The sequence below is a fragment of the Corynebacterium sp. Z-1 genome, assembly GCF_031844665.1.
In the GTDB taxonomy this organism is placed as follows: Bacteria; Actinomycetota; Actinomycetes; order Mycobacteriales; family Mycobacteriaceae; genus Corynebacterium; species Corynebacterium sanguinis.
Map to the genome: position 1 here is coordinate 1,339,376 of NZ_CP134621.1, position 26,512 is coordinate 1,365,887.

Consider the following 26,512-nt stretch of genomic DNA (forward strand, 5'->3'; position numbering starts at 1 on the left):
GTGAGCCTTACTCTTGGAATCGTCGGTCTGCCCAACGTGGGCAAGTCCACCCTGTTCAATGCCCTAACGCGTAACGACGTCCTCGCGGCGAACTACCCGTTCGCCACGATAGAGCCCAACGTCGGCCTGGTCGAGCTGCCGGACGAGAGGCTGACGCGCCTGGCGGAAATCTTTTCCTCCGAACGCATTCTGCCGGCGACCGTGTCGTTCGTGGACATCGCCGGCATCGTCAAGGGCGCTTCCGAGGGCGAAGGCATGGGCAACGCGTTTCTGGCCAACATCCGCGAAGCCGACGCGATTTGCCAGGTTGTGCGCGCGTTTTCCGACGACAACGTCATCCACGTCGACGGCCGCGTCGATCCCGCCAACGATATCTCTGTGATCAACACCGAGCTCATCCTCGCGGACCTGCAGACGATTGAAAAGGCGCTGCCCCGCCTGGAGAAGGACGGGCGCAAGGACAAAGACATTGCGGCTACCGCCGCGGAGGCGAAGAAGGCCCAGGCTGTTCTGGAGGACGACCGCACGCTATTCGCGGCCGCGAAGTCCGGCGAGATTGATCTGGCGCTCGTGCGCGACCTGCACCTGATGACCGCGAAGCCCTTCCTCTACGTGTTCAACTCCGACGAGGCTGTGCTGACCGACGAGGCGCGCAAGGCAGAGCTGCGCGATTTGGTGGCCCCGGCCGAGGCTGTGTTCCTCGACGCCCAGACCGAAACCGAGCTGCTCGAGCTTGACGACGCCGACGCCGCCGAGCTCCTCGCCGCCGTGGGCCAAAACGAGCCAGGGCTGGCGACGCTGGCCAAGGCCGGCTTCGACACACTCGGCCTGCAGACCTACCTGACGGCGGGCCCGAAGGAGTCGCGTGCCTGGACCATCCGCAAGGGCGACACCGCGCCGAAGGCGGCAGGCGTGATCCACTCCGACTTCGAAAAGGGGTTCATCAAGGCCGAAATCGTCGCCTTCGAGGACTTGGACGAGCTCGGATCGATGGCCGAGGCCCGCGCGAAGGGCAAGGTGCGCATGGAGGGCAAGGACTACGTCATGGCCGACGGTGACGTGGTGGAATTTAGGACGGGGATTACGTCAGGTGGCAAGAAGTGAAGACGAGACTGGGAGCGCTGGCATGAGTGTTCTGATTCCACTGCGTAACGCTTGTGTGCCACGAGAGGATGTGCTTGAGGGCGGTCTCGCCGATAACCACTTCGCAGCACAGCTCGACAAGGTTGTACGAGACGCCGAGCACTATCCGGTTTACGGCGACGCCGAGGCATTCTTTGCTCAGACCTACCCGACCTCCGGGTTGAAGACCCTTCTCACCAAGACCTTCGGTCGTATTGCTGGGGCGAAAGGCGTGGCAGGAGAGAACGGGGTCTTGCGGCCCACTACCTCCTTCGGTGGCGGCAAGACCCACGGCCTCACAGCGGTCTACCACCTGGCCGGTGGGGCGCGACCCGCCAACATCGCAGAGTTCATCGACCCAAGCCTGCTTCCGGACGGTGCCGTTCAGGTTGCCGCGCTCGTCGGCGATGCTCTCGACCCCACCGCCGGGGTTGACACCGATGGCCACCGCACCTACACCCTGTGGGGCGAGATGGCGGCACAGATCGGTGACAACGCCTTCTCGGTGATGGCTGCCAATGACGCCGATCGCACTGCGCCGGGAACAGGCACCATCAAGGCGGCGTTCGGCGGCAGGCCAACGATCGTCATCGTGGACGAGATCGCCAAGTACCTGCGAGCGGTGTCGTCCTCGGGCAGCGAGGACGTGCGTCGCATGGCCCGAGCGATCCCGGTGTTCCTGGGGAACCTGTTCGAAGTCGCGTCTGACCCGACCAATCGGGTCTCAGTCATCATCACCCTGGCGGCCACCACCAACGCCTTCGGTGCAGAGACCACCGAGATCAGCGACCTCACCAGCGACGAGAAAGAACGGGCCGACGCGGCGAACGCCGCCTCCGTCAAGGCAGCGGAAGAGACCGGGGACGTACTGACCCGCGCCGTGCAACCGTCCGCAGTGATCCGCCCTGCCGACGACAACGAGATCGGTGAAATCCTCAAGAAACGCATCTTTGCCTCGGTCGATCAGACTGCGGCGACTGCTGCTGGTGACGCCTACCGAGACCTGTACGAGACACTCGGCAAGACCGAGCAGCTGGCGGGCGGCGCCGAACACCCTGCGACCTACGGCGAGTTGGTCACCAAGACGTACCCGTTCCACCCCGAGCTCGTTCGTGTCCTGGACAAGCGCCTGGGCAACATCACACAGTTCCAGCGAGCAAGAGGCGCGTTGAAGTTGCTGGCTGAGGTCGTGGCTCACATCTACGCGACGAACGATGACACCGCGATCATCAATGTTGGTGACATCGACTACGACAACGACCCGGTGCTGAACCACCTCACCGATGGTCTCGGACGGGCCGAATACGCCTCGGTGGCAGAGGGCGACTTCGCAGGCAAACAGTCGCACTCCGCCGCAGTCGACGCTGACATCTTCCCCGGCAAACCTGCTTACACCACCCGCGTCGCACGCACGGTGTTCACACATTCGCTTGAAATGGTGGCGACCGCAGGAGCCGGCCGCAACGACTGGGTCGTCGGCACACTCCGCCCAGGCGAAGACACCGCCATCTTCGAGAAGGCGCTCACGGAATCCGAGAAGGTATTCTGGCATCTGTCTTTCGATGGCGGGCGATGGCGCTTCAATATCGAACCGAACGTCAACGCCATCATCGAGACCGAGAAGCGCAACGTCGCCAATACCGCCGTCGCGGCGATGGTCGACACACTCATCCGCAATGCGTTCGCTAACGATGGTGGTGCCAAAGCCGTGCACTTCCCGTCGGGCCCCGCCGAGGTCCACGACGAATCGGGCCTGAGAGTCGTGGTGCTTGACTATAACGTCGTGGCCGTCACGCAGAAGGGCGCAGAACAGCCGCCCGCAGCGATCGTTGAGATGCTTGACAAAGTGGGCTCCGTCGGCAGCCCGCGGACCTACCGCAACGCTGTGGTGTTCGCGGTCCCCGACGAGGAGCAGGTCGAGGTTCTGAAGGATCGTGCCCGCGCCCTAATCGCGTCCAACAACCTCGCCAGCGACGCCGCTCGACTCGCACAGTTCAGCGACGAAGTTCGCAAGAAGGTGGAGGTCTACAACAAGGAAGCCACGCTCAACGCCCGTATCGCGGTAACCCGCTGCTACAAGCACATCTACTTTCCCTCTGGGGACAAGGCGACCGGGTACCTCCGCCACCGTGAGCTCCCGGCCCAGGCACAAGGGGACACAAAGAATGCGACCTCAGCGGTATTGAGCTTGCTCGAAGACGAGGACAAGATTCGGAGCAGTCCGTTCACCGCCTCGTACCTCCGGTCGAAGACCTGGCACGCTACAAGCTCCGCCACCACACGCTCGATCGCCGACTACTTCTGGACAGACCACACGATCCAGATCGTCCGCAACCCAAACCTGATTCGTGAAGCGATCGTCAATGGGGTGAAGAACGAGAACTGGGTCTACTACGACGCGGGCACGGGGAAGACCTACACAGCAAGCACGATGGCCGGGTTCTCGCCCGAGATGAAGCCTGACGCCGAGGTGATGACTGCTTCCGAAGCACAGTCACGAGGCCTGCTCGTTCGCAAACCCACCCAGAACGACTTACGCGCCGTCGTCACCAACGATGACCTCACCGGGGCCGAGATTCGCTCCCGCCTCGAAGCCCAATGCAGCGGCGAGCCCACCAAGACAGATGTCCTTGAACTACTCGCTACGGCCGTACAAGCCAACGACTATAAGTGGTTCGTTGTCCTCGACGCAGAGCCTGCCCCCGGCGTCCGGGCATTGTCGCCATCCGCGATCAAGGACAAAGGTCTCGACGGCCTGCGCATCCTCAGCAGAGAAGCAGCCGACGCGCAAGAGATCGAGGTGCCGACCCGCACACCGAACTCGAAGACCTTCAATGCAGCCGGCCCAGGCGGTGCAGCAATGCAGAGCCTCCTCGATCAGATTTCGGACTTCACGGTCCCGACGGTCAGCACGATGACCTTGAAGGTCACAGCGGACGAGGCGTCTGGCACCAGTGACATCGACCTCGCCGTGGCATCGCTCGGCATGCTGCAAAAGCAGCACATCACCGTTCGCGCCACGATCCGTGCCGAGTTCAAGGGAGTCAACGGCGGAGTCCAGTTCCAGGGAACCGCTGACCGTCAAGATTTCCAGTCCGCGTACAACCACGTGAAGAAGGCCATCACCGGTGCGGTCAAGGTAGCGGGCGAGGTAACCCTCGTTTTCCGCTTCACCCCGGCTCTGGACATCACGGATGCCCAGTTCGGCCAGATTCATACGGTCATCAAGAACCTCGGTATGAAGAGCACCACAATGACAGCGGAGGTCACCAAGTGAGTGCCGTCAAGCGCATCCGCCCCGCATCCCACCTCGCGCTAGTCGAAGGAGTGCGAGGGTTCCGCCTCGTTGTCACTCCAGGCCGAGGCGAGACGTTCGGCGTCACGCTTGAAGAAACCTACGGCGAGAACGGCGGCACGATCACCGCGCCGGTGACCACTGCCACACCCGTTCAGGCGGGCCGAGTGGTCGATGCCCTCTTCGTTGCGATCCGCAAGGCCGGGCATCAACCGAGCGTCCTTGCGTTCAAGCGCAAAGCACCCATCCGCCTTGGCGAGGCTGAGGGAGTCCGTCTGGCGCTCGTCCTGCTTGCGAGCCAACCCATTGCCAAGCACGAGCGAGTCCGGGCGCTCGTCGCCGGAATCAACGCCATGAGCACCGAAGAGACCTACTACTGGTACTCCAAGTGCATGGGGCTCGACGGTAACCGCGCCCGCAAAGCACTCCGAACCCTCCTCGCCGACTAAGGACACCACATGACCACTCCAAGACCACGAGTTCTCATCGAGGACTGGCTACCCGTTGCAGAACTCGGAATCGAGTCACGGCGCGAGCGCGCGGCAGCGAACGCGATCCCACCTTTGAACTCACTACATGTTTGGTGGGCGAGGCGACCATTGGTCGCGTCTGCGGCGGTGGCTCTCGCCGGCGTGATGCCGACTTGGTCTGCGGACTTGGCTACGCAGCATCCTCAGGCGCCGGAGATTCAAAGTGAGGCGGCTTATCGCGCGTGGCTGCTTCGCTTGGTGGGGATCCTGGGTGATCCCGTAGCTGGTCGTCGCAAAATCGACGCTGCGAACGCGGCCGGCGTGAAGCTGGAAGGCAACGGCTACGGCTACAAGCAGGCGTACCGAAACCCCGTCTCTCGTGCTGACATCGAGCTCCTTCACGACGTCCTCAAGCGCACCTGGGGTCAAGTGCCAAACCTCCTCGACCCTACCGCTGGCGGGGGGTCGATCCCGTTGGCAGCGAGCCGCCTGGGCCTACCAGTGATAGCTAGTGACCTCAACGGAATCGCGGCAAGTGTCCTTAAAGCGGGTGTCGAAATACCCGCGGAGCGCGGTCTGCAACTCCTCCCTGAGATTCGGAAATGGGGAGATGTCCTTGTGAAGAGGATTGAGAAGCGCCTAAGGGTGTTCTTCCCTTTTCAGGAAGGTGAGAGTATCACCGCATATATTTGGGCGAACGCCGTACCTTGCCCGCGCACTGGCCGAACTGTTCCGCTAATGACAAACAAGTGGCTTCGCAAGGCAGCCGGAAAAGAGGCTGCGGTTCGAATCGTTACGGCGGTTGACGGCGTGGAGCTCCAGGATCCGCAGTTCGAGGTACTCCTGGGCAAAAGCGTGGACCGAGCCGAAGCGGATGAGGGAACGATTGCGCGCGGCAAGGGCGTATCTCCGTACGACAAACTTGTGATCGATGGGGACTACATCAAGGAGGCTGCTCAATCGGGTGACATGAGTCAGGTCCTCTATGCGGTGGCGATTAGGAAGGCGAACGGAGAGCGCACTTTCCGGTCGCCAACACGAGCCGATCTTGACGCGATCAACGCTGCTACATCGCGACTTCGAGAGGTGGAGCACGAGTGGCAAGCAGGCGGAATCCTGCCGACAGAGGATGTCCCGGATGGATCGAAGACTTCTGAGCTCATTCGGTATGGAATCAACGCCTGGGCTGACTCGTTCACGTCACGTCAAGTGCTAGTACATGGAACCTTTGGAGAAGAATTTGCCGGTTTGATTCCTGAGGTACGGGAGGCGCTCGGGAGTAGCGCCGATGCGGTCTTGTTTGAGCTCGCATTGATGCAAGGCAAAGCTCTTAATTACAACTCGCGCATGTCCTTTTGGCACACTCCACGCCAGGTTGTCGGAAATACTTTTGATAAGCACAACTTCGCGTTCAAATGGACTTTCGCTGAGTTTGAAGGCGCCGGTGCGCTCTATGCATGGTGCTTGGATCAACTGGTCTACGCATACGGAGGTGTCGCACGCCTACTCGATGAGACCGGAGCTGCCGAGTTGGGAGCGCACGACCGACTTGAACGTGCGGTCTCGATCACTCAGGGCAGCGCAACAGACCTTCCTTTAGACGACGGGTCTGTGGTCCACATCTGCATGGACCCGCCGTATTACGACAATGTTATGTACGCGGAGCTCGCTGATTTCTTCTATGTCTGGGAGAAGAGAACCCTCGGGAGACTCGTTCCGAGCTTCTTCCCAGATGACCTGACCGACAAGGACAATGAGGCCGTCGCGAACGCTGCAAGGTTTTCCGCCATGGGCAAGCGCAAACGCGAACTGGCGGACCTAGACTACGAGACGAAGATGACGGCTATCTTCACAGAGTCGCGCCGCGTGCTGACTGACGAGGGAGTCCTCTCAGTCATGTTTACCCACAAGCGTGCCGAGGCGTGGGACACACTGGGGATGAGTCTGTTGCAGGCTGGCTTCACGATTGAGACTTCCTGGCCGGTCAACACTGAGGCTGAGCATTCACTGCATCAGGCGAACGTGAACTCGGCTGCTTCAACGATCATGCTCGTCTGCCGTAAGCGAGCCGACCGCAGTGACGATCACAAGGTCTATCTCGATGACATCGAACATGAGATTCGCCAGGCTGCACGCGAAGCCGCCACGCGGTTCCAACATGATGGCATCGAGGGTGTTGACCTTCTCCTCTCGACATACGGCCCAACGCTGTCCGTGATTTCGCAGAGCTGGCCTGTCTACTCGTCCACTCCGGATGCTGACGGGCGGGACCAGTTGCTCCGCCCCGAAGATGCCCTGGCCTTGGCGCGCGAGGAAATCGTGGACCTTCGCCGCTCCCGCCTTGTCGGTCAGGCCGCGAAGGTGGACGGCCTCACTGACTTCGTGCTCTTGGCGTGGGACACGTTCGGTGCGCGCGAGTTCCCCTTCGACACGGCACGCCTCCTGGCACTCGCAGTAGGAGGGTTGGACGTCGATGAATTGGAGCGCGCAAAGATTGTCTCGAAGGCATCTGGCAAGGTCAAGCTCTTGACCTCCAAGGAGCGACTACGTCGGGGAGCCGACTCCGAACTGCCTGGAGTGACGCCGGAAGCATCGTCGTTCGAGCACGTTATTGACGCCGTTGACACCGCGCTTTACATCGCCGAGGTGGATGGCCAGCAGGCTGCAAAGCGGTTCCTCGACCGTCATGGATATACCAACAACGCCGGGTTCACTTCCACGCTGCAAGGTTTGGCGAATGCGATCCCGCGTACCAAGGTCAAAGGCACTTGGGTGGTGCCGGAGGCCGGCCTCATCGACACCCTCTGCACTCTCTACTTCGATGATGTCGTGCTACCGGAGGCAGAGGAGATGGCCGCACCGGTAGACCCCAACGAGAACACGCTGTTCGACGTGGAGTGACATGACCTCGGACGACAGCAACGCTCTACTGCCTGGATCACCGGCGCCGCCTACTACGCCGGTGATCTCCGGGCCTTTCCCGTACGACCCAATCTCTTCACCCGACTCATTCCAGACTGTTGATGTCGCAGCGACCTATTCGCCCGACGACCGTCCGTTCGAGACGTTCTATTTGCCGCTGCTGTCCCGCGCGGTGACCTACGACAGAGCCGTGGGTTACTGGTCAGCCTCCGAGCTCCAGTACGCGGCGCAGGGCACTGCGCACTTCCTCGCGAATGGCGGAAAGATGCGCCTGATCGTTGGGGCGCAGCTTGCGCAGCGAGACGTGGATGCCGTAATCGAAGGCAAACCACTCGATGACGTAGTCGCGCAGAGGCTACTCGCCGACCCGGACCTTGCCGGGGCGCGGATCGTGCAGAGCGAGCATCTGAGCGTGCTTGCGTGGATGGTCGCCACGGACCGCCTTGAGATTCGTGTCGGTGTCCCACGGGGAGAGAACGGCGAGCTACTGACGCATAAGCAGTCGGGTCGCTACTTCCACACCAAGTACGGCATCTTCGCGGATGGCTACGGCAACCGAGTCGCCTTCAACGGATCGAACAACTCGTCGGTGACGGCCTGGGCGAGGAACCATGAGACATTCGATGCCTACCCATCCTGGAATGTGCCGATTTGGGACTATCTGGGTGTCCACAAGGTGCTCGACTTCGAGAAGCACTGGACCGACAACGCTGATGCAGGATGGGCAGTCATAGACCTGCCGTCGGCAGTGCGGGAGCACCTCATCGAGCACGCCCCCGAGACCCCGCCGCTTCCACCCGGCGGTGTTTTGCCACCTCTGGAGCCGCAGACCTCCTCCGAAGACGACACCGAGGGGTTTGATGTCGAAGCAGCATGGGACGAGCTCGTCACACTGCGCGATGCGCCGATGACATCGCCCTGGACGGGCGTCGGATCGGCATGGGCGCAGCCTCTCCCGCACCAAGCGGAGCTCATCAGCCGTGTCGTGAGCACCTACCCGCGCGGCTACCTGCTCGCCGACGAGGTTGGGCTCGGCAAGACCGTGGAAGCGGGCATGGTCCTCCGCGAACTCTTCACATCAGGCCAGGCGCAGAAGGCGCTGTTGCTTGTCCCCGCCTCCGTGATGAAGCAGTGGCAAGAGGAACTACACGAGAAGATGAACCTCGATGTTGCCCGCTTTGACAAGGGTGCGTTCGTAGATCGTCACGATGCGCCAATCCCGGTCGATCCGAACACAAATCCGTGGTCCGCGTTCCCCATCGTGCTCGCTTCGTCGCACCTTGCTCGCCGTCGCGACCGCCGGCGGCAGATACTCGACGCCGGTCCGTGGGACGTTGTCCTGGTTGACGAGGCTCATCACGCCCGGCGACGCGGCTCCAAGCCGACCGACACTCCGAACTCATTGCTGGCGCTGCTTCAAGAGATGCGCGACAAGGAGATGTGGCGGGCGCTGTACCTCGTCACCGCTACACCGATGCAGATGAACCCGCATGAAGCCTGGGACCTGATCTCCCTTCTCGGTCTCAAGGGTCGGTGGGGGGTCAGCGCCGAGGACTTCATTCGGTACTTCAAGCTGCTGGCAATCGATCCGATGTACCGGCACTGGGATCTGTTATGCGCGATGCTGGAGGACTACTTCGCCGACCCACAGGCCGAGCGGGACGCTGCCCTCGAACAGGAGATCGACGACGCACTCGGCTGGACGGGCGCGTACGTAGTCACGGCTCTAGCCGGGAACCCGCCGAGCGCAGATCTGAAGGCCAAGTTCCCGAACGAGACCTCCGAGTGGATGGACAAATGGCTCCGTCGCCACACTCCGATGCGGGATCGTGTCTTCCGCAACACCCGAAAGACCATGCGCGACTACCAGGCAGCCGGGATCATCCCTGACGACGTGGTGATCCCGTATCGCCACGTCAAGGACGAGTTTATCCCGCTACAACCGAACGAGCGACGCCTGTATGAGCGGATCGAGGAGTACATCCGCCGCCACTACAACGCTTACATGGCCGAGGCTGGCAATCAGGCGCTCGGGTTCATCATGACCGTCTATCGCCGCCGACTGACCTCCTCGTTCGAAGCGATCAAACGGTCTCTTCGCCGTCGCCTGAGTGTGTTGGAGAACGGCAAAAACCTCGCCGAGCTGCTCACCGACGACGACAACGTAGATGTCGAAGGTTCGCTGTTCGAGCCAGAGGCCTTCGACACGAGAGCCGATCGCCTCCGTGATGAAATCGCAGAGCTCAAGTCGTTCCTCCAAGACCTCGATAGCATCACGGGCGAAGACAGCAAAGCGAGCAAACTTGTTGTCGACGTGACCGAGGCTCTGAACACGTACTCCTCTGTCGTCGTTTTCACCCAGTACGCCGACACGATGGACTACGTCCGCGAGCGGCTGCTCACGGCGGGGTACCATCGCCTCGGCTGCTACTCGGGCCGAGGTGGTGAGGTCTACAACGTCGAGTCTGGAAGCTGGACCGAAGTTACGAAGTCTGAGATCAAGACAAAGTTCCGCAGTGGTGAGCTTGAAGTTCTCATCGGTACCGACTCGATGAGTGAGGGTTTGAACCTACAAACCTCGGGGCGGCTCATTAACTACGACATGCCCTGGAACCTCATGCGCGTCGAGCAACGGATCGGGCGCGTCGACCGCATCGGCGCCTCGTACAAAGACATCCGTATCAGCAACTACTTCTACGCTGACACCGTTGAGGAGCAGGTTTACAAAGGCATCGCCGAGGACTACGGCGACTTCACCGACATCGTGGGCGACGCCGCCCCAGTGCTCGCCAATATTGAGAAGGCGATCGAGCGGTTGGCGTTGACCGGCCACGCAACGACCACCGAGATCGACTCCGAAGTCGGAAAGATTCGACAGCAGGCCGAGGACATCAAGAATGAGCCTGTCGGCAACGACGACATGGGCGAACCAGGCGGCGGCGCTCGGATCAAGCAGCCGCCAACGCTGGAGGGCGGGACATCTCTGCGAGACCTGGAACGCGTACTCACCGCAAACGGCCTTACCAGTGCTGCCTTCGAGCCCGACCCTTCCCGTCCTCGGGTGTATTGGCTCAAGCCCCCGGCGGAAGCACTCTCGGCTCTGTCTTTCCAGAAAGACGATGGTGTGCGCGACATCGAGGAATACTTCGACCCGTCGCCGCTCGCATCACTGCCGGTGACGTTCGATCGTGCTACCTGGGATGAGAGCGATGACGTTGACCTGGTCTTCCTGACTTATGGGACACCTGAACTCGCGGCGCTGTTGCCCGCTGACACCGACAACGGTAGAAGCGCCTGAGCGGCGCCGATAACTCTGAGCGTCAGCGGGGTTGTTCGATGTGATTGGGCTTATCTCTCGTTTTGGTCTACAGCGTCTCTGCTGAGGTGCTCCCGTGTTGCCGTCCTGGCGCGTCAGATGGCAGGGAGGTCTGTCGGCACCAGAGCAGCGCAGAACGACGCGGCGTGCGTTGAATGGGCGTCATAGATGGAGTCAACGAGACGTGCAGAAGAGTGAGGGCAGTGAGTGGAGTTCAAGTTCAACGTCTAACGTCTGGTTGTGGACTTGCACGCCAATTGAGTACAACTTGTACAAGTTGTACGATGGTGTCATGACTTCCGTGACTTTGTCCCAGTTCCGTCGCCAGCAGAGCGACTACATTGCCGCAGCTCAGCGCGAACCCGTTGAAATCACGTCGCGTGGCGCGGGCCGCCGCGCGGTTGTCGTGTCGCCGGAATTCTACGACCGTGCGGTACGCGCACTGGAGGATCAGGCTGATATCTGCGCCGCTGCTGAAGCGCGCAACGAGAAGGGGCGCGTCTCGCACGAAGAACTCGTGCGCGAGCTCGGTCTTTGAACCTGCTAGATGTCGTACATGATCACTTATGTCCCTTCAGCAGCGAAGGCGATCCGGAAGCTCGACAGGTCGACGGCACGCCGCTTGCTGGATGCAATCGAATCGCTCGCAAGCGATCCCCGTCCTCCTGGGAGCATCCAGCTGAAAGGAGGTAGCGGTGAGTTCCGAATTCGCGTCGGAGACTACCGAGTCGTGTACGGCATCCACCACGACGAACTGGTGGTACTCGTGCTCAGGGTCGGGCACCGCCGAGAGGTTTACCGCTGAAAGGGGCTCACACTTACAGGACGCATCCAACGACGAGGGAACGGCTAGCGCGGGTTCAAAAGACCACGGCGACGTGGTGGGAGCGGTCGGCGCGGTTGTTCAGTGCGATGACGTTGCGGCACCCCTCGGGCAGGCCCTGCTGGACGTCCTCGAAGACGCGGACGGTCGATTCCCAGTCGTTGATGGCGAACATGGGCACCCAGAAAAGGTCCGGCTGTTGGGAGTCGGATATGCGGGTGACGCGGGTCGTGCCGGGGTCGGGGGCGGCAGAGAGCATGCCGCGGCAGGCTGTGGCGGAATCGATTCCGAGCAGCTCCGCGACAGCGAGCGCGATGGCAACGTTTTCCTCGAACTGCTGGTAGTCGAATTGGTCGACAAGTGCGCGCGAGGTTTCGGACTCTTCAGCGACGATCAGCGTCGCGCCGCGCGCCTGACACTTTTCGCGCAGGATGTCGACGACTTTGGGGTTGCGCTCTCCCGTGATGACGGTGCCGTCAACCGGCACGGTGGAGCACAGCGACGCGGCGATCTCCTCGAGCGTGTCGCCCATGTCCTCCTGGTGGTCGAGGCGGACGTTGGTGATGATGCAGATCGGAGAGCGCAAGATCACGTCCTGGCAGAGAGCCTGGTACTTGGGTTTGACGGCCATACACTCAAACACCGCGGCGTTGGCGCCCTTGGCCACCCACTGCTTGAGGATGTCGTACTGCTCGTTGATGTTGGGCGGGCCGACACGCTTGATCGGGTGCTCGGTGCCCTCGTGGTCGATGACGCAGGCGTAGGTTCCGGTGGTTTTGGCGATGGTGGTAAATCCTTGTGCGCGCAGCATGCCACCGATCATGCGGGTCACGGTGGACTTACCGCGGATCCCGTTGACGTGGACGTTGACGTCAAGCGTGTCCAGGGTTGCGGTGTGGCGGCTTTCGCGACGGCGAAAACCCTCCATGGCGAGGGCGGCAGAGACGCCAGTGGCGGCCAAAAAGGTCAGCATGAAGTGAACTCCGGGTTATGAGAAGGTGACATGTGTCTCGGATTTTTCGATCGTGTGATCGAGATGCCGATCGCGCGAGCGTGCACGTTCCAAGGGTAGGATATTCTGCGGGTGGCGCAGAGCCATATGCAAGGTTAGGGGCAGGTTAGGCTGCGAACAATGCACGAAAGTAGACACTTTTCACTTTTGTCCGGCGAACCCTTTCCCGCTCCTAGTAAGCCGTGCAAAAACGTATGACTGTTCGATAGGGATCCACGACTAGACCGAGCGGTTTACAAAAGAGAACCAACTGGTCTATTCTTGCGGCATGTTGTTTGGACAGTTCCCAGAACGCGTCAACGAGTACGCCGCCCGCACGACCGCGATGCTCGTCGTGGCCCTCGCCCTGGTCACGATTGCCGTCTCCTTCATTGCGCCGGGCCCCGTCACCGTCGCGCTCAGCGCGCTGCTGGCAGCAGGGTTCGCCCTGCGCGTCTATGCGGGCCCGAAGTACTCGCTGTTCGGCCAGCTCTCGGTGCGCTACCTTGCAGACGCGGTCTTCGGCACCACCCACATTGTCTCGGGAGCGCCGAAGCAGTTCGCCCAGTGCATCGGCCTCGCTTTTTCCTTGACGGCCCTAGTCTTCGCGCTCTTCGGGGAGTTCACAGTCCTGCAGATCACCTTGGCCTTGCTGGTCGTCGCGGCGTCCGCGGAAGCCTTCCTCGGCTTCTGCGCGGGCTGCTGGGCTTATCGACGCCTCCAGCGCGCCGGGGTCATCGGCCCCGATGCCTGCGAAACCTGCGCGATCTAGTCCAGGGGCACCAAGACCAGCGGCTCGGACGGGGAGTCCGCGGCCCCGCCTTCTTCGGCGGTAATCATGAACTCCGAGGCATCCCGGAAGCCCCCCACCTCGACCTGCGTGTGGTCAGTGACATCAGCGGGACCCATGGAACCCAGCGAGCGGGCGCCATCGGAGGTGCTAACCCACATCTGGTACACGGTGCCCTCTGGGGGAGGTGGCACGTTGTCGAGCTCGAGGCGGGCGACGTCTCCGCCTGGTTCAAGCGTGATCGTCAACGTCCCATCAGCCACGTCAGCGGCGTACACTTCGGCCTGCTCCTGGGTTGGGTTAAACGCAACCCACGCACCCGCGCCGACCACAATCGCCGCGGCCGCGGCGGCGCCGATCAGCCATGGGGCGCGCGAGCGTTGTGGCTTCTCGGTGGTGCGCTGGGCGACCTCGTCGAGAAGCCGCTCGCGCAACCTCTCCGGCGCCGGGGTGGCCTCAGGCACGGACATAGCAGCGAGGGTGTCGTGGTGGATCGCGAGCCAGCGGTCGAACACCGGCGAGGCCGTCGCCTCGGGCCAGCGCGCTCGCGCTTCCTCTTCACTCAGCGACGAGGTGGCCACGAGCGCGGCGATGCCCTCGATGTCTGCGGGTGCGGAGTTAGAGTCATTCATCGCCCAAGCACCTCCTTAGGCCTGCGAGCGCTTTGCGGATTCTGGATTTGACGGCACTTGTCTCAATGCCCAGCGTAGAGGCGATCTCACTGTGGGTAAAACCCTCGAAGTACGCCAGTGACAGCGCCTCCTTCTGGCGTTCTGAGATGGCCTCCATGCAGTCGCGCACGGTGCGGCGGGCCTCATTGAGTGCCGCGATGTCTTCCCCGCTGGGATGCGACTCGGGTGGGGTGCGTTGGGCGTCAAGACGCTCGCGCGCTCGTCCCGCCTCGATGCGGCGAACCGTGTCGACGGCGCGGCGATGCACCAACGACATGATCCAACCGGCGGCAGAGCCGCGCGCCGGGTCGAACGCAGCCGCGCTGTCCCACACGTTGAGCCACGCGTCGTGGGCGACATCCTCAGCCAGCGCTGGATCCCTGACGACACGCAGCGCGATGCCGTAGGCGCGCGCGGAAAAAAAGTCGTAGAGCTCGGCGAATGCGGCGCGATCGCCGGCGGCGCAGAGCTGGATTAAATCCTCGGCCACGTCATGCGCCACTCGGGGCGCTGCCTCTTTCACTTCGAAATCCTCGTGCTCATCGTGTGAGTAAGCATAAGGTCACCTTTAACTGTGCTACCCCCGCTCGGGGGTGTGGTGAAACGCGTGGGTATCCACGTTGACGCCGGCAACGAACACACACTGCAAGGCTTCCGTGGCAACACACAGCTACGGGGCGAGACACTACATCTTGAAAAGGACTCAATGCTATGAGCATCACCTCGTCTGTGCGACGCGCATCCATCTCCATCGCTGTTGCAGCCGGCGCTGCAGCACTCGGCATCGGCACCGCCGCGGCAGCCCCCGCACCTTCCCCGATTCCGCAGCCGACCCTGGGCAACGTCCAGTTCGCGGGCGCGCTCCCGGAGCAGATCGCTACTAACGGCAACGCTGCAGCCACCGCGGCGAACGCAATTGCCCTGGGCGTGTCCGTCGATGGCGGCCGCGCGGTCGCCAACGCAACCAACTTTTCCGGCCCCGCGGCCATCGCCGTCGGCCCGGCCTCTCACGCCGAGGCGTGGGGCGTGAACCCGGGCCTGGCGATCGCGGTTGCTGGCCCGAACAGCACAGTTCGCGTTTCCGGCACCGAGCCGACCCAGTGCTCCGGCGAGTGGGGCCTGGCGGGCGACTTCCAGACCCTGACGGGCTGCGTGGTCTACATGACCCCGAACGGTGCGGTTAACGTTCCGCTGGATTCCCGTCCGCTGCTGAGCTCCTCACGCTAAGAATCCCCACCCAGCTCGCGGGTGAGCCGGGCGTGGAACGAGTTTGTGAAATCGTTCATGCCCGTGATCTCCACCGTCTTGCCGTAGCGCTCGTACTTCGCTTCAATCGCGTCGAGGGCGGCGACGGTGGAGGCATCCCAAATGTGTGAGCGGGACAGATCAATCACAACACGGTCCGGATCGCTCGTGTATTCAAACGCCGTGGTCAGGTCGTTGCTTGACGCGAACAGCAACTGCCCGTCGACGAAGTAGCGGGCGGTTTCGGCGTCATATTCGCGGCGGACTGAAAAGAGGTGGGACACCCGCCGGACGAACATCACGGATGCTGTGAGAACGCCGACGATCACGCCGATGGCGAGGTTGTGCGTTGCCACGACAACCGCGACGGTGACAGCCATGACGAACGTCTCGCTGCGTGGCATCCGCCTCAGCGTTGCGGGTGAGACCGAGTGCCAGTCGAACGTGCCCACGGACACCATGATCATCACGGCGACGAGAGCCGCCATCGGGATTGTCGCGACCACATCGCTGAGCGCAACGATCAGGATGAGCAGGAAGACACCCGCAAGCAACGTCGAGATCCTCGTGCGCGCCCCGGAGACCTTGACGTTAATCATGGTCTGGCCGATCATTGCGCAGCCGCCCATACCGCCAAAGAGGCCGGAGGCGATGTTGGCCACGCCCTGTCCCCACGATTCGCGGGTCTTGTCGGAATGCGTGTCGGTGATGTCGTCGACAAGCTTGGCCGTCATGAGAGATTCCATGAGTCCGACGAGCGCGAGGCCGAGGGCGTAGGGGGCGATGATCCGAAGCGTCTCGAGTGTCAGTGTAATGTTTGGAATGAACAGCTCCGGCAGGCTGCGCGGTAGCTCTCCCTGGTCGCCGACGGCAGGCACGTTAAGGGCGAACACCAGCACAATTGCCGTGACGACGACAATGGAGACCAGCGGCGCGGGAATGGCCGTGGTCACGCGCGGCAACAGCACGAGGATGGCCAAGCCAAGGGCGACGAGCGGGTAGACGGCGAGGGGGACGTCGATAAGCTACGGCAGCTGCGCGATGAAGATGAGAATCGCCAGCGAGTTGACGAAGCCGACCATCACACTGCGCGGAATGAAGCGCGTCAACTTAGCCACACCCAGTGCGGCAAGCACCATTTGAAAAAGGCCGCCGAGCAAAACGGTGGCGACCAAGTAATCCATGCCGTACTCGCGCGCCACCGGCGCGACGACGAGCGCAATCGCCCCGGTCGCCGCCGAAATCATCGCGGGCCGCCCGCCGACAACCGCGATGGTGATGGCCATGATCACCGACGAATACAGGCCAACCTTCGGGTCCACTCCGGCGATGATGGAAAAGGAGATCGCTTCGGGAATCAGCGCGAGCGCGACTACCAGCCCGGCAAGCGCCTCGCGCAGCAGCGTGCGTGGATTGCGCACGGCTTCGCGTATCGACGCCTGCCCGCGGTAGCGGACGCGGTCATCGGGTGGTCGCCGTGCTGAGCGGGGGATTCGTCATCGGATTTCCTGGATCGGTCTGGCGGCTGCGGACTACCCAACTTTAACTGCGGCCTCGCTGGTTTCGATAAACGAAGGCGCTCCATGCCCGTGCAGCCACCCTGGACCCGACGGAGATCCGTGTCGGCGAACATCCTCGTCGCGCCCGAGCACTAGCGTTACTGCACATCGACAGCGAGCGGTTCCCTGACTCGGGGCGGGCCGATGGGGCAACGATGGATCGGATTGCCACCACATCGACTCTGGGTCAACGGTGAGGGTCACCCACTTGCCCACGAGTGGTCCCCACTGTGCGGAGTCATCATGGTACTCGCTGTGTTCTCCGAGAAAGAGCTGATCCGTCGTTCGAGTAACCGAACCCCCGCCAGATTGCATCGCGGCGATTGGGTCGGCGCGTCGAGCTGCAGGACGTAGTAGACGTTCGGAGCCGGCTCGCCGTTCATGACCTCCGTGGTAGAAAGCGCGAGCACCGTTCCCGTGAACTGGGTACCCGCCGGGGTTGCCGCGGCAGCAGGCGGCTGCGTCGGTGCGACACCGAGCGAGGCGAGGCCGGAGCGGTCGGTGGAGTCTTTCCTCTGGATCTCGTACTGATCTCCCTCAAGGCCCCGGGTCGTTACTTCCCTGCCCGTGGGGACAACTGTGGTGCCCTCCGGGGCGTAGAGCTTCGAGGTGCTCATCGGCTGCACGGATTGGCCCACAGTCTCCCACAGGCCCTGGCCGCTGTTTGAGGCGTAGACCCAGGAACGGGGCCCGCCCACACCGGCCGCGCCGTGCACGAGGTAGGAGGAGCCCAGCAAGGGTGTCACACCGGTTAGCGAGGTAGCGAGGTACACGCGGCTGAATGCGGGGCGTTGACCGTGACCACCATGTCCGGCTCGTTGTCGCCGCTAGCTTCCACGATGGCGCAGGAGTGCGTCCCGTCGGGCGCGAAGCGGGAGCTGGGGTCCGCAGAGTACGGCCCTAGAGAATCCAAGATCCCGGAAAACGCTGACCCTCGAGCGCTCAGGTTTTCCGTCTCCGACGGGCTCCGGGGTCGGCGCGGCCGCGTTCGACGCTCCGTTGGCGAGGTCGTCGGGGTGAGGCACGTGGGTGGTTATGGTAACCGTCCCGCGCTACGATGTCGCGCCAGCGCACCCGGTGAGAACAACGCAGAAAGCGGTGACGGTGGCGGCTGCAGTGGTGCGCCTCATGAGCTCTACGTCCTTTTGCTGATCCAGATATCTATGTCTGCGGTGACGGCTGTCGTGCCCGCGTCGTCGACAAGCGTACATGCGACGGTGACCAACTGCCCGCCACTGTCGCGGGTGATTGTGGAGAAGTCGGGCCACTGTGCCGCAGCCGTGACGGTCAGGCCCCCGGTGGACTTCGCCGGGTAATCCGCGTGCATGCCGCGGGGGATCCAGCGGTGCGTCGGCGGCACGGTGGCCTCCGCCAATAGACCCATCGCGGCCTCGGCACCGTTGAGCGCGGCAATCGCATGGAACGTGCCGATGTGGTTATTCACGCCCCACCACTTCGGAATGCGGACCGTGCAGTGGCTGCCCGGGACGAGCTCCTGGATACGGGGCAGCACCGTCCGGAAGTACGGTGCCTTGAGTGCGTAGAAGGCCGAAAACAACCCGCGTTTGACGGGAGAAGCCGAGACCTTTTCCCACATTTCAGCAATCTGGTTCGGTGCGGCGGCGCGCGCGGTGAAAGTCATGGGGGACATGCTAGCAGCCGGAAACCATCGGCAACGAGGAAAACAGAAGCAGAATTGCCAGGAAGCCCACATTTTTTCGCGATACGTTGGTGATGTCGATATCCGAAAAAAGCGATCCCACCGAGGTGTCACGGATGTCACGGATGTCACGGATGTCGCCAGGATTCAACGAAAGGAATGGAAAATGTTTTCCGGGAAATGTGCTGTGACGGCCGCCATCGCTTCTGCTGCCGTACTCGGGTATGCGGCGGTGAAAGGGAACCGCGAGAAGGAGCAAGAAGTGAAGCAGGCGCGCAAGGAGGCGTCGGTGCCGTGAAGTGCGGCCGCAGCCGAGCTCGCGATCGACGAAAGTGCTGTGGGAACGGTGCAAGATTCCGCGGTTCTCGAGACAGAGAAGATCATCTCCGCGCCGAACGGATCCAAGACACTGCTCGTCACCTACGGCGCCCGCAACGCGCACGGCAGCCCGATCAAGGTAACCGGACTCGTGACATTCCCCGAGGGGGAGGCGCCGGAAGGAGGCTGGCCCGTGCTGAGCTACGCCCACGGCACCACGGGCATCACCAAGGAGGCGCCGCCCTCGACTGCGATCGGCACCCACCCCGACCACGAGGCGTTTACCCTGGTCGTCGATTCCTACCTGCAGGCGTGGCTGGACAAGGGCTTCGCCGTGATCCAGCCGGATTATGAGGGCCTGGGCACCTCCGGCAAGGGCACCTACATGGACCGCCACTCGCTGGCCTCGTCGGTCAACCAGATGGTTCGTGCCACCCGCGCAGAGTACGGCTTCGCCGATTCCTGGTACAACACCGGGTGGAGCCAGGGAGGGTTTGCAGCCGTCGCCGCTGCCTCGGCGGACGATGTCGCCACGGGCTTGGAAAAGACGCTGGCGATCGCGCCGGGCGACACTTTTGTACCCTCGACCAAGGTTCCCGGGGTTGCGGCGAAGGCGATGGTTGCCACGATCGACGAGAAGAACCTCGCCTACGCGTCCTACGCGATCAAGGGGGCGATGAACTTCAACAAGGGAATCAAAGCCGATGATTTCCTGAGCAAGAAGGGCAAAGAGGTCATGGACTACGCCTCACGCGTCTGCCTGACCACCTTCAAGGAAGAAAACAAGGTCACCGGCAAGGAGATTGTGAACGACGAGCCGAAGCTCACGGCTTTGCTGGAGCACTTCGCGTCCAATTCCATGGCGAACATGCACCCGACCACCTCGATCTACATCTTCAGCAGTGAGGACGACGAGATCATCACCTTTAGCCAGATCAGCGCCGCGGCGAAGAAGCTCCAGGCCAATGAGGGCACCGACGTCACCTTCGAGGTGCGCACCGGTGAGGGCCACCGCGACATGGTGCGTCGCGCTCTGGAGGATCAGACGCCGTTCGTTCCCGAGCTGCAGTAGTCAAACGTGCAGTCCACCTCGCCCGAGAACATCCTGCTGCGCCTTGCCCGCGAGCACGAGCAGCAGGTTGTGCAGATCTACGCGGAGTTAGCTCACCGGGGTTTCCCGCTGCAGCATCAACGCCCGCACGTGACGGTGACGTTTGCGCACATTATGCAGACCAGGGTCGTCGGGGAGGCGGCGGTAGCGCTGCCGCCGCTGTTGCCCGCGCGTCTTGAGCGGGCGGGGACCGTCATTTTCGGGACGAAGAGAAAGCAGACGGTTGCCTGGCTCCTCGAGGCGCCCGATGCGCTTGACGACGCCGCTCGGCGCCTCAGCGCAATGAACCCCGACGGGCGTGGCCCGCGCTGGATCCCGCACCTGACGATGGGTCTGCGCCTGCCGAAAGCGATGGTGCCCGCCTACGTTGAGGCGCTCGCGGAGGTGACGAATCCGCACCTGCGCTCGCTGACCGTCGAGGTAGCGGCGTTTTATCAGCCGCGGCTCGGGGCGGAACTCGTGCTCTAAAATGGGCCGCGTGACTTCCCGCTATCGCGTCGACCTGCCAAACGACGACTGGTTTATCGGCGAAACCCCCGACGGATACGACTTCATCGTCGCCCGCCGCGGGGCGTTCGACACCTTTCGCCCCAACATCGGCGCCACGACGATTCCTGTCGCGGCGGGCACCGCGTTGTCCACCGTGATGGAGCAGTCGGCGCACGCGACGCGCGAGAAATCCCACAACTTTCGCGTCACCGACGGTCCTGATGACGCTGGGCGCCAGACCCTGAGCTTCAGCGTCGCCGCCTCTTTCGGGGAGCTTGAGCTTACCCAGCACCAGGCGTTCTACGCCGTCGCAGGCGACGAGGGTGAGGATCGCGTCTTGTGCGTGGTCATGTCCGCGGCCTCGCGCGACGCGGGGGAGCTCGTCGGCGATTTCAACGCTTTTTTGGGTTCCCTGCGCTTCGACGATGCGTAAAGGCGGAAACTTCGGGGAGGTGGCTACCACAGTCGCCGTCATCGGCGCCGGCCAGGCGGGCCTGTCCGCTACCTTTCACCTGGCCCGCCGCGGCATCGACCACGTCACGGTCGACGCCTCGCCCAGCCCCGGTGGCGCGTGGCTGCAGCGCTGGGACACGCTCACGGTGAGCAGGCTCAACGGCATCTTCGGCTTGCCGCTTTTCGACGCCCCCACCCTCGACCCGAAGGAGAAAGCCTCGACAGCGGTGCCCGCGTACTTCGCTGACTTCGAGCGCAGCATGGGCCTGAACATCGCGCGGCCGGTGCGCGTGCTCACCGTGCGAAAAAGCGGCCAGGCGTTCCTCGTGGACACCACCGCAGGGCGCATCCGCGCGCGCGGTGTGATTAACGCCACCGGTACCTGGGAGAACCCGCTGCGCACTGATTACCCTGGTCAGGGCGAATTTCAGGGGCGCCAGATCCACACCCGAGACTACGCCGGTCCGGAGGAGTTCGCCTCGAAGCGCGTTGCCGTGGTCGGTGCGGGAATTTCCGACCTGCAGCACCTCGAGGAAATCTCGCGGGTCGCCGAAACCAGGTGGTACACCCGGCGCCAGCCCCAGTTCACGCGAGGTTTCGACGGCCGCGTCGTGGAGGCGCGCGTGGCCGAAAGCGTCGCCCGCGGCGAGCCGGGGCACTCCGTGGTGTCGTACACCGGCATAGCTAAGGATGCCCCTTACGTCATCGCCGCTCGCGAGCGCGGTGTGCTCACGCGCCGGGAGATGTTTCGCAGTGTCGCGCCGGACGGGGTGATCGAGGCGGATGGGTCAAAAACCGCGTGTGACGCGATTGTCTGGGCAACCGGCTTCCGGCCGTCGCTAAGCCATCTCGCTGGGCTCGGCGTCGTCAACGAGCGAGGGGGAGTGGCGGTCGACGGCACGCAGGTCGCTGCTGAGCCGATGCTGCACCTGATAGGTTTCGGGCCGTCGCAGTCGACGGTCGGGGCGAACCGCGCGGGGCGGGTGGCGGTGGTGAAACTGAAGCGCGCGCTTGGCAAAAAGTAACCAGACAGTAACGTGCAGTACATGAAAAGGTTACTAATGCGTGCTGTTATTGGCAGGTAGATTTCCGCCGACTTGAAGGTTGTTGATGATGCGCAAGACCCTGACCGCTGCTGCTGTCGCGCTGAGCCTGACCGTGACCCCCGTTGCCAACGCCCAGATGAGCTCGAGCCCCTCGGGCTCCTCCATAGCCCCGGGCTCCTCCGCCCCCGACACCGGCGCCGTGTCCGGCCCGATCTTCCGCGCCGTCACCGGCATCGGCGCGGACGAAAAGAGCGTCAACTTCTCCTGGCGCTCCACCTACACCGGTGATGAGGTTGTGCGCATCCACCCGGTGTCCAACCCGGATGCGGTCATCGAGGTGGCAGGGCGCGAAGCCGATTACGGCGCCATCGCGTACCTGTCCCGCTTCGCCGAGGTGTCCGACCTGACCCCGGGGGAGACGTACTCCTACCAGATCGGTTCCGACGCCGGCGGCTTCAGCGCGCCGGAGAGCTTCACCATCGACGACGGCGACGATTCCTGGAAGTTCGTCGCCGTGACCGACGCCCAGATCGGAGTCAATCTCAAGGTCGCCGAGCAGGGCGCGACGTGGCGCACGACCGCGGGCAACGCAGCAGCGGCCAACCCCGATGCATCGCTGTTTGTCAGCCTGGGCGACCAGGTCGAGGGCTGGGGCGACCTGATCGGAGGCAGCGGGCAGTACAACGAGTTTTTCTCGGCACCGCAGCTGCGCAACTACCGCTTCGCGGCGATTGAGGGCAACCACGAGACCTACCCCTCCGACCTGGCCTCCCGCCACTTCAAGGAGCACTGGAACCTGCCCAACGAGCAGGGCGAAACCTCCAACTACTTCTTCGAGCAGAACAACGCCCTGTTCATCGCGCTGAACTCCAACCGCAAGGACGACGCCGGCCTGGCAGAGCAGGCCCAGTTCGTGCGCGACACCGTTGCCGCGCACGGCGGCGACAAGGACTGGGTTATCGTGCTCAACCACTTCGCCTTCCACTCCCACGGCGGGCGCTACACGGATCCGGACATCGTGCGCATGCGCGAGACCCTCAGCCCGGTCTTCAGCGAGGTCGGCGTGGATCTTGTCCTCAACGGCCACGACCACATGTACAACCGCTCGCACCTGATGAACGGGCTCACCCCCCGCGTCCCGGAGGCACTGGCGGCACCGGGCGACGTGTTGCAGAAGGAAGACGGCGAGGTGCTCTACCTCACCTTCAGCACCGCCGGCGGCGGCAAGTTCTACGACTTCGAGGGCAACGACGGAAACGAGTACCCCGGGATGACCCTCGAGCAGTCCCGCGCGGCCGGGTTGAACCAGCCGACGATCGCCCTGTGGAACCAAGATTACACCCCCGACTACGCGGCGGTCGAGGTCGAGGGGGACACGCTCCGCGTGCGCAGCATCAACTCGTTTGACGGCACGGTTGTCGACGACGTCACATTGACGCCCGCGAACTAGTCCCGTCGGGCCGCGCCGCCACGGGCGATCTCACGGGCCCGCCTTTCGCCGGGCAGCTCGGTGTCCGCGCCGGCCACGACGATGTTGCCGTACGCGCGCCCATGGAGCATGTCCGGGGTGGACACCACCCCGACGTGCGCGAACACCTCGGACATTCCGGCGAGCTCCGCGCTCGAATGCGGCAGCCCCGGCAGGTCTCCGAGGTTGGCGACGTAGAGACCGCCGGGAGCGAGGGCGGCCCGGGCCGCCCGAAAGAACTCCACCGTGGTCAGCGGGCGAGGGGTTGCCGGGCCGGAGAAGACGTCTCGAACGATGACGTCCTGCGAGCCCGGGGCTAGCGCGTGGGTATAGGCGCGGGCCTCGGCGACGACAATCGTGGCGCGGGGTTCGAAAGCCCAGCGCACCAGCTTGGCCAGGGCTGCGTCGACCTCCACGGCGGTATGGCTGCCTCCCCAGCGCTGCTGGAAGTGCGAGGCCAGGACGCAGGCGGCACCGCCGAGGTGGGTGCTGGTAAACGGGGCGTCGTAACGCATCAGCCCCGCGATCCACTCCATGTAGTCGTACTCGAGCACCTCGGCTGCGCCGAGCACGACGTAGGAGGAAGGAACGTCATTGACCTCGAGCGTGTAGCCGCCGTCACGCAGCGGATCCTCGCTGATGCGCGCTGTGCCCGTGTCGATGCGGTAGGTGCCCGCGATGCGCTTCTTCGGCGCGCGCGGCTTACGTGCCACAGCTCGATAGGCGCAGGTGCCGCGCAATTGTCGTGGCATCAACGGGCGCAGTGATCCTCATTGTGGGACATCCGCCTTTCTGAGCTGGTTGGCGTGGGGGCCGGGATGGTGATCAGGCTAGTGCGCCCTGAAGCTTGCTTGTTGGATCGGCGCAGGGGATCAGGGAAAGGCGGTTCGCTTTCTGGGAAATTGCTGTCAGCGCGCGCACGGGTGGCCCCATTATGCAAAGATCATGTTCATGACCGCGACCTACCCTTACATTTCCTTCCACGGCAACGCCGCGGAGATGTTCGCCTACTATCACTCCATCTTCGGCGGTGAGCTCGAGGTTCTCACCTACGGCGACCAGCTCGACAACGGCGCCGAATTTCCCTTTCCGGCCCCGCGCGAAGCTGTCGCACACGGCAAGCTCACCGGAACGTTCAACCTCACCGGAGGCGATGACCTCTCCGACAACTCCGGAAAGCTCAACCGCGGGGACTGCTCCTTCGTCTACGAAGCAGACAGCGTCGAGGATGGCACCCGCATCATTGAGGCGCTGACGGGCAACGGCGGCCGCGTGACCATGCCCTTCGAGCGCGCCCCGTGGGGCGACTACTACGGGCAGTGCGAGGACGCCTACGGCATGGTCTGGCACATCTCCGCTACCGCTTAGGGGCGCGGTTCCGGGCCCGACCACGACTCGGTGCGGGCGAACGCAGTGCCGATGACCGCGCCGAGGAGAATGACGGCCGCGGGCAGCAGCAAAGAGGTGCCCATCGCTGCGGATAGGGAATCGTGGCGAGCGACCTGGGCGCCCATGAGCGCGGCGACGGCGGCAGACCCGATCACGGCCCCCACCTGGCGCATCGTGTTGTAGACCGAGGAACCGGCACCAGCGAGCTGCGGGTCAAGGTTGCGCGTTGCAATCATCGACAGCGGCCCCCACATCATCGCGTTGCCCAGGCCCGTCACTACCGAGATGGCGAGCATCCAACGCGGGTCGGTCTCTGTGGTGGTGACCAGCGCCATGAGCACCACAGAAATTCCGATCAGGGCCATCCCGGATATGGCGAACGGCTTCGGCGGCAGCGTGTTGGTGAGCTTGCCGACGTACGGCGATAGCGCGCCGGAGATCACCCCTGCGGGCAGCACCAGGAGCGCGGCCTGGGTTGGGCTGTATCCGACACCCTGCTGGACGTGGATCATCCACGGGATGGCGTAGGTGGCCACGGTAGCGCCGACGGCAAAGATCGCGAGGACCGAAATCGCGTAGTTGCGGTCGTTGAAGAGCACCGGCGGGACGAGGGGGTCGCTTTTCGTGCGCTTTTGCCAGGCGGCGAAGCCTACAAGGAGGGCGAGCCCGACCGCGATGAGGAGCCACGACCAGGAGATGCGCTGGATTTCCTGAATGCCGAAGATGAGGCAGAACATGCCCACGGCGCTAATGATTACCCCGGTCCAGTCGAGGCTGCGGGCCGTGTTCTCGAGCACCGGGACAAAGCGCCACGCTAGGGCGAGTCCGACCACGCCCACGGGGACGTTGACGAAGAAGATCCACGCCCAGCCGGCGGCGTCGACAAGCAAGCCGCCCACGAGCGGGCCGGTGATCGTGGCAACGCCGGCGGTCGCGCCCCACACGCCCATCGCGCCGCCGCGCTCGCGGGGGGAGAACGTGCGGATCATCACACTCATCGTCTGCGGGGTGGCGATAGCCCCACCGAGTCCCTGGAACGTGCGCGCGACGATGAGCGTCTCAATGTTCCCCGCTAGGGCGCAGGCCAGGGAGGAGATCGTGAATAGGGCGAAGCCCCCGATGTAGAGCCTTCGGGGGCCGAAACGATCACCGAGGCGGCCCGTGATCAACAGCGGTACCGCATACGCGAGAAGGTAGGCGCTGTTGACCCAGATGACCTGGTTGTAACCGGCGCCGAACGCGTCGGTGATCGCTGGGATCGCGACCGAGACGATGGTGGAGTCGACCAGGATCATGAAGAACCCGATCATCATGGTCCACAGCGCCGGCCACGGAGAGGTTTTGCTGGGCACGGCGCTTACTCTACGCCCGGTG

The 26,512-nt window shown here is 63.3% G+C and carries 24 protein-coding genes and 2 pseudogenes; 17 read left to right on the forward strand and 9 right to left on the reverse strand.

The window, feature by feature from the left end:
* The 8 genes and pseudogenes from ychF to RIU96_RS06650 all read left to right on the forward strand — a co-directional run bounded on the left by ychF (nt 1) and on the right by RIU96_RS06650 (nt 11,930).
* Entirely contained in the window at nt 1–1,104 is a 1,104-nt protein-coding gene (gene ychF / locus RIU96_RS06620) for a redox-regulated ATPase YchF (protein WP_259792958.1), read from the forward strand.
* Between the two features lie 22 nt (nt 1,105–1,126).
* Nucleotides 1,127–4,399 carry an ATP-binding protein gene (locus RIU96_RS06625; RefSeq protein ID WP_259787954.1) on the forward strand — a complete coding sequence of 1,091 codons (3,273 nt, stop codon included), beginning with the start codon at nt 1,127–1,129 and terminating at the stop codon, nt 4,397–4,399.
* On the forward strand, nt 4,396–4,866 hold the full coding sequence (locus tag RIU96_RS06630; RefSeq protein ID WP_181730196.1) for a DUF7680 family protein: 471 nt from the start codon (nt 4,396–4,398) through the stop codon (nt 4,864–4,866). Before RIU96_RS06625 ends, RIU96_RS06630 begins: the two co-directional genes overlap by 4 nt.
* Nucleotides 4,867–4,875: 9 nt before the next feature.
* Nucleotides 4,876–5,085 (forward strand): annotated as a pseudogene (locus RIU96_RS11980) (DUF1156 domain-containing protein); the annotation flags it as partial.
* 123 nt (nt 5,086–5,208) lie between these two features.
* Nucleotides 5,209–7,788 carry a DUF1156 domain-containing protein gene (locus RIU96_RS06635; protein ID WP_311204786.1) on the forward strand — a complete coding sequence of 860 codons (2,580 nt, stop codon included), beginning with the start codon at nt 5,209–5,211 and terminating at the stop codon, nt 7,786–7,788.
* A 1-nt stretch (nt 7,789) separates the two neighbouring features.
* Entirely contained in the window at nt 7,790–11,107 is a 3,318-nt protein-coding gene (locus tag RIU96_RS06640; RefSeq protein ID WP_259787952.1) for a DEAD/DEAH box helicase, read from the forward strand.
* A gap of 310 nt (nt 11,108–11,417) precedes the next feature.
* Nucleotides 11,418–11,663 (forward strand): type II toxin-antitoxin system Phd/YefM family antitoxin, encoded by a 246-nt coding sequence (locus RIU96_RS06645; protein ID WP_040422990.1) that lies wholly within the window; start codon nt 11,418–11,420, stop codon nt 11,661–11,663.
* An 18-nt stretch (nt 11,664–11,681) separates the two neighbouring features.
* Nucleotides 11,682–11,930, forward strand: a complete 249-nt coding sequence (locus RIU96_RS06650) for a type II toxin-antitoxin system RelE family toxin (protein ID WP_311199434.1) — start codon at nt 11,682–11,684, stop codon at nt 11,928–11,930.
* Nucleotides 11,931–11,985: 55 nt separating this feature from the next.
* On the opposite strand, the gene pgsB is transcribed toward RIU96_RS06650, so the two are convergent.
* Nucleotides 11,986–12,921, reverse strand: a complete 936-nt coding sequence (gene pgsB / locus RIU96_RS06655; RefSeq protein ID WP_311204787.1) for a poly-gamma-glutamate synthase PgsB — start codon at nt 12,919–12,921, stop codon at nt 11,986–11,988.
* 307 nt (nt 12,922–13,228) lie between these two features.
* Here pgsB and RIU96_RS06660 point away from each other — a divergent pair, with 307 nt between their 5' ends.
* The gene (locus RIU96_RS06660) at nt 13,229–13,711 is read left to right on the forward strand and encodes a DUF4395 domain-containing protein (protein ID WP_259813556.1); all 483 of its coding nucleotides are present in this window, start codon (nt 13,229–13,231) and stop codon (nt 13,709–13,711) included.
* Here the strand turns inward: RIU96_RS06660 and RIU96_RS06665 are convergent.
* Both RIU96_RS06665 and RIU96_RS06670 read right to left on the reverse strand, forming a co-directional pair.
* The gene (locus RIU96_RS06665; RefSeq protein WP_259813558.1) at nt 13,708–14,361 is read right to left on the reverse strand and encodes an anti-sigma factor; all 654 of its coding nucleotides are present in this window, start codon (nt 14,359–14,361) and stop codon (nt 13,708–13,710) included. The genes RIU96_RS06660 and RIU96_RS06665 overlap by 4 nt on opposite strands.
* Nucleotides 14,354–14,923 (reverse strand): sigma-70 family RNA polymerase sigma factor, encoded by a 570-nt coding sequence (locus tag RIU96_RS06670; protein ID WP_259813560.1) that lies wholly within the window; start codon nt 14,921–14,923, stop codon nt 14,354–14,356. Before RIU96_RS06670 ends, RIU96_RS06665 begins: the two co-directional genes overlap by 8 nt.
* 188 nt (nt 14,924–15,111) lie before the next feature.
* Here RIU96_RS06670 and RIU96_RS06675 point away from each other — a divergent pair, with 188 nt between their 5' ends.
* Nucleotides 15,112–15,627, forward strand: a complete 516-nt coding sequence (locus tag RIU96_RS06675) for a DUF6764 family protein (RefSeq protein WP_144823093.1) — start codon at nt 15,112–15,114, stop codon at nt 15,625–15,627.
* Here the strand turns inward: RIU96_RS06675 and RIU96_RS06680 are convergent.
* The 4 genes and pseudogenes from RIU96_RS06680 to RIU96_RS06695 form a co-directional block, all read right to left on the reverse strand.
* Nucleotides 15,624–17,138 (reverse strand): annotated as a pseudogene (locus tag RIU96_RS06680) (SulP family inorganic anion transporter). The gene RIU96_RS06675 and the pseudogene RIU96_RS06680 sit on opposite strands and share 4 nt — an antisense overlap.
* Before the next feature lie 266 nt (nt 17,139–17,404).
* Complete coding sequence (locus RIU96_RS06685) at nt 17,405–17,950, reverse strand: hypothetical protein (protein WP_311204788.1); 546 nt, start codon at nt 17,948–17,950, stop codon at nt 17,405–17,407.
* Nucleotides 17,951–17,955: 5 nt separating this feature from the next.
* Nucleotides 17,956–18,117: a hypothetical protein gene (locus tag RIU96_RS06690; RefSeq protein ID WP_153257542.1), complete on the reverse strand. Its 162-nt coding sequence runs from the start codon at nt 18,115–18,117 to the stop codon at nt 17,956–17,958.
* 222 nt (nt 18,118–18,339) lie between these two features.
* Nucleotides 18,340–18,846, reverse strand: coding sequence for a hotdog fold domain-containing protein (locus tag RIU96_RS06695; protein WP_311204789.1), 507 nt, complete (start codon nt 18,844–18,846; stop codon nt 18,340–18,342).
* 7 nt (nt 18,847–18,853) lie between these two features.
* On the opposite strand from RIU96_RS06695, the gene RIU96_RS06700 reads away from it, so the two are divergent.
* From RIU96_RS06700 to RIU96_RS06725, 6 genes are all read left to right on the forward strand, one after another.
* Complete coding sequence (locus tag RIU96_RS06700; RefSeq protein WP_144778895.1) at nt 18,854–19,162, forward strand: hypothetical protein; 309 nt, start codon at nt 18,854–18,856, stop codon at nt 19,160–19,162.
* Between the two features lie 48 nt (nt 19,163–19,210).
* Entirely contained in the window at nt 19,211–20,254 is a 1,044-nt protein-coding gene (locus RIU96_RS06705; RefSeq protein ID WP_311204790.1) for a lipase family protein, read from the forward strand.
* A 6-nt stretch (nt 20,255–20,260) separates the two neighbouring features.
* Nucleotides 20,261–20,761: a hypothetical protein gene (locus RIU96_RS06710; protein ID WP_006840742.1), complete on the forward strand. Its 501-nt coding sequence runs from the start codon at nt 20,261–20,263 to the stop codon at nt 20,759–20,761.
* 10 nt (nt 20,762–20,771) lie between these two features.
* Nucleotides 20,772–21,215, forward strand: a complete 444-nt coding sequence (locus RIU96_RS06715; RefSeq protein WP_311204791.1) for a hypothetical protein — start codon at nt 20,772–20,774, stop codon at nt 21,213–21,215.
* A gap of 19 nt (nt 21,216–21,234) precedes the next feature.
* Nucleotides 21,235–22,260 carry a flavin-containing monooxygenase gene (locus tag RIU96_RS06720; RefSeq protein ID WP_311204792.1) on the forward strand — a complete coding sequence of 342 codons (1,026 nt, stop codon included), beginning with the start codon at nt 21,235–21,237 and terminating at the stop codon, nt 22,258–22,260.
* An 85-nt stretch (nt 22,261–22,345) separates the two neighbouring features.
* The gene (locus RIU96_RS06725; RefSeq protein WP_311204793.1) at nt 22,346–23,731 is read left to right on the forward strand and encodes a purple acid phosphatase family protein; all 1,386 of its coding nucleotides are present in this window, start codon (nt 22,346–22,348) and stop codon (nt 23,729–23,731) included.
* On the opposite strand, the gene RIU96_RS06730 is transcribed toward RIU96_RS06725, so the two are convergent.
* Nucleotides 23,728–24,501, reverse strand: coding sequence for a spermidine synthase (locus RIU96_RS06730; protein ID WP_261369755.1), 774 nt, complete (start codon nt 24,499–24,501; stop codon nt 23,728–23,730). The two genes, RIU96_RS06725 and RIU96_RS06730, sit on opposite strands and share 4 nt — an antisense overlap.
* A 199-nt stretch (nt 24,502–24,700) precedes the next feature.
* On the opposite strand from RIU96_RS06730, the gene RIU96_RS06735 reads away from it, so the two are divergent.
* A complete protein-coding gene (locus RIU96_RS06735; protein ID WP_259794526.1) occupies nt 24,701–25,117 on the forward strand; it encodes a VOC family protein in 417 nt (138 codons plus the stop codon).
* On the opposite strand, the gene RIU96_RS06740 is transcribed toward RIU96_RS06735, so the two are convergent.
* Entirely contained in the window at nt 25,114–26,490 is a 1,377-nt protein-coding gene (locus RIU96_RS06740) for a DHA2 family efflux MFS transporter permease subunit (protein WP_311204794.1), read from the reverse strand. The genes RIU96_RS06735 and RIU96_RS06740 overlap by 4 nt on opposite strands.
* Nucleotides 26,491–26,512 lie beyond the last annotated feature (22 nt).

Bases quoted from the DNA above. Each gene is read 5' to 3' on its own strand.
- RIU96_RS06695 (WP_311204789.1), bottom strand. From the start codon at position 18,846: ATGACTTTCACCGCGCGCGCCGCCGCACCGAACCAGATTGCTGAAATG.
- RIU96_RS06660 (WP_259813556.1), top strand. From the start codon at position 13,229: ATGTTGTTTGGACAGTTCCCAGAACGCGTCAACGAGTACGCCGCCCGC.
- pgsB (WP_311204787.1), bottom strand. From the start codon at position 12,921: ATGCTGACCTTTTTGGCCGCCACTGGCGTCTCTGCCGCCCTCGCCATG.
- RIU96_RS06730 (WP_261369755.1), bottom strand. From the start codon at position 24,501: ATGCCACGACAATTGCGCGGCACCTGCGCCTATCGAGCTGTGGCACGT.
- RIU96_RS06700 (WP_144778895.1), top strand. From the start codon at position 18,854: ATGCTAGCAGCCGGAAACCATCGGCAACGAGGAAAACAGAAGCAGAAT.
- RIU96_RS06725 (WP_311204793.1), top strand. From the start codon at position 22,346: ATGATGCGCAAGACCCTGACCGCTGCTGCTGTCGCGCTGAGCCTGACC.
- RIU96_RS06640 (WP_259787952.1), top strand. From the start codon at position 7,790: ATGACCTCGGACGACAGCAACGCTCTACTGCCTGGATCACCGGCGCCG.
- RIU96_RS06645 (WP_040422990.1), top strand. From the start codon at position 11,418: ATGACTTCCGTGACTTTGTCCCAGTTCCGTCGCCAGCAGAGCGACTAC.
- RIU96_RS06625 (WP_259787954.1), top strand. From the start codon at position 1,127: ATGAGTGTTCTGATTCCACTGCGTAACGCTTGTGTGCCACGAGAGGAT.
- RIU96_RS06650 (WP_311199434.1), top strand. From the start codon at position 11,682: ATGATCACTTATGTCCCTTCAGCAGCGAAGGCGATCCGGAAGCTCGAC.
- RIU96_RS06735 (WP_259794526.1), top strand. From the start codon at position 24,701: ATGACCGCGACCTACCCTTACATTTCCTTCCACGGCAACGCCGCGGAG.
- RIU96_RS06675 (WP_144823093.1), top strand. From the start codon at position 15,112: ATGAGCATCACCTCGTCTGTGCGACGCGCATCCATCTCCATCGCTGTT.
- RIU96_RS06665 (WP_259813558.1), bottom strand. From the start codon at position 14,361: ATGAATGACTCTAACTCCGCACCCGCAGACATCGAGGGCATCGCCGCG.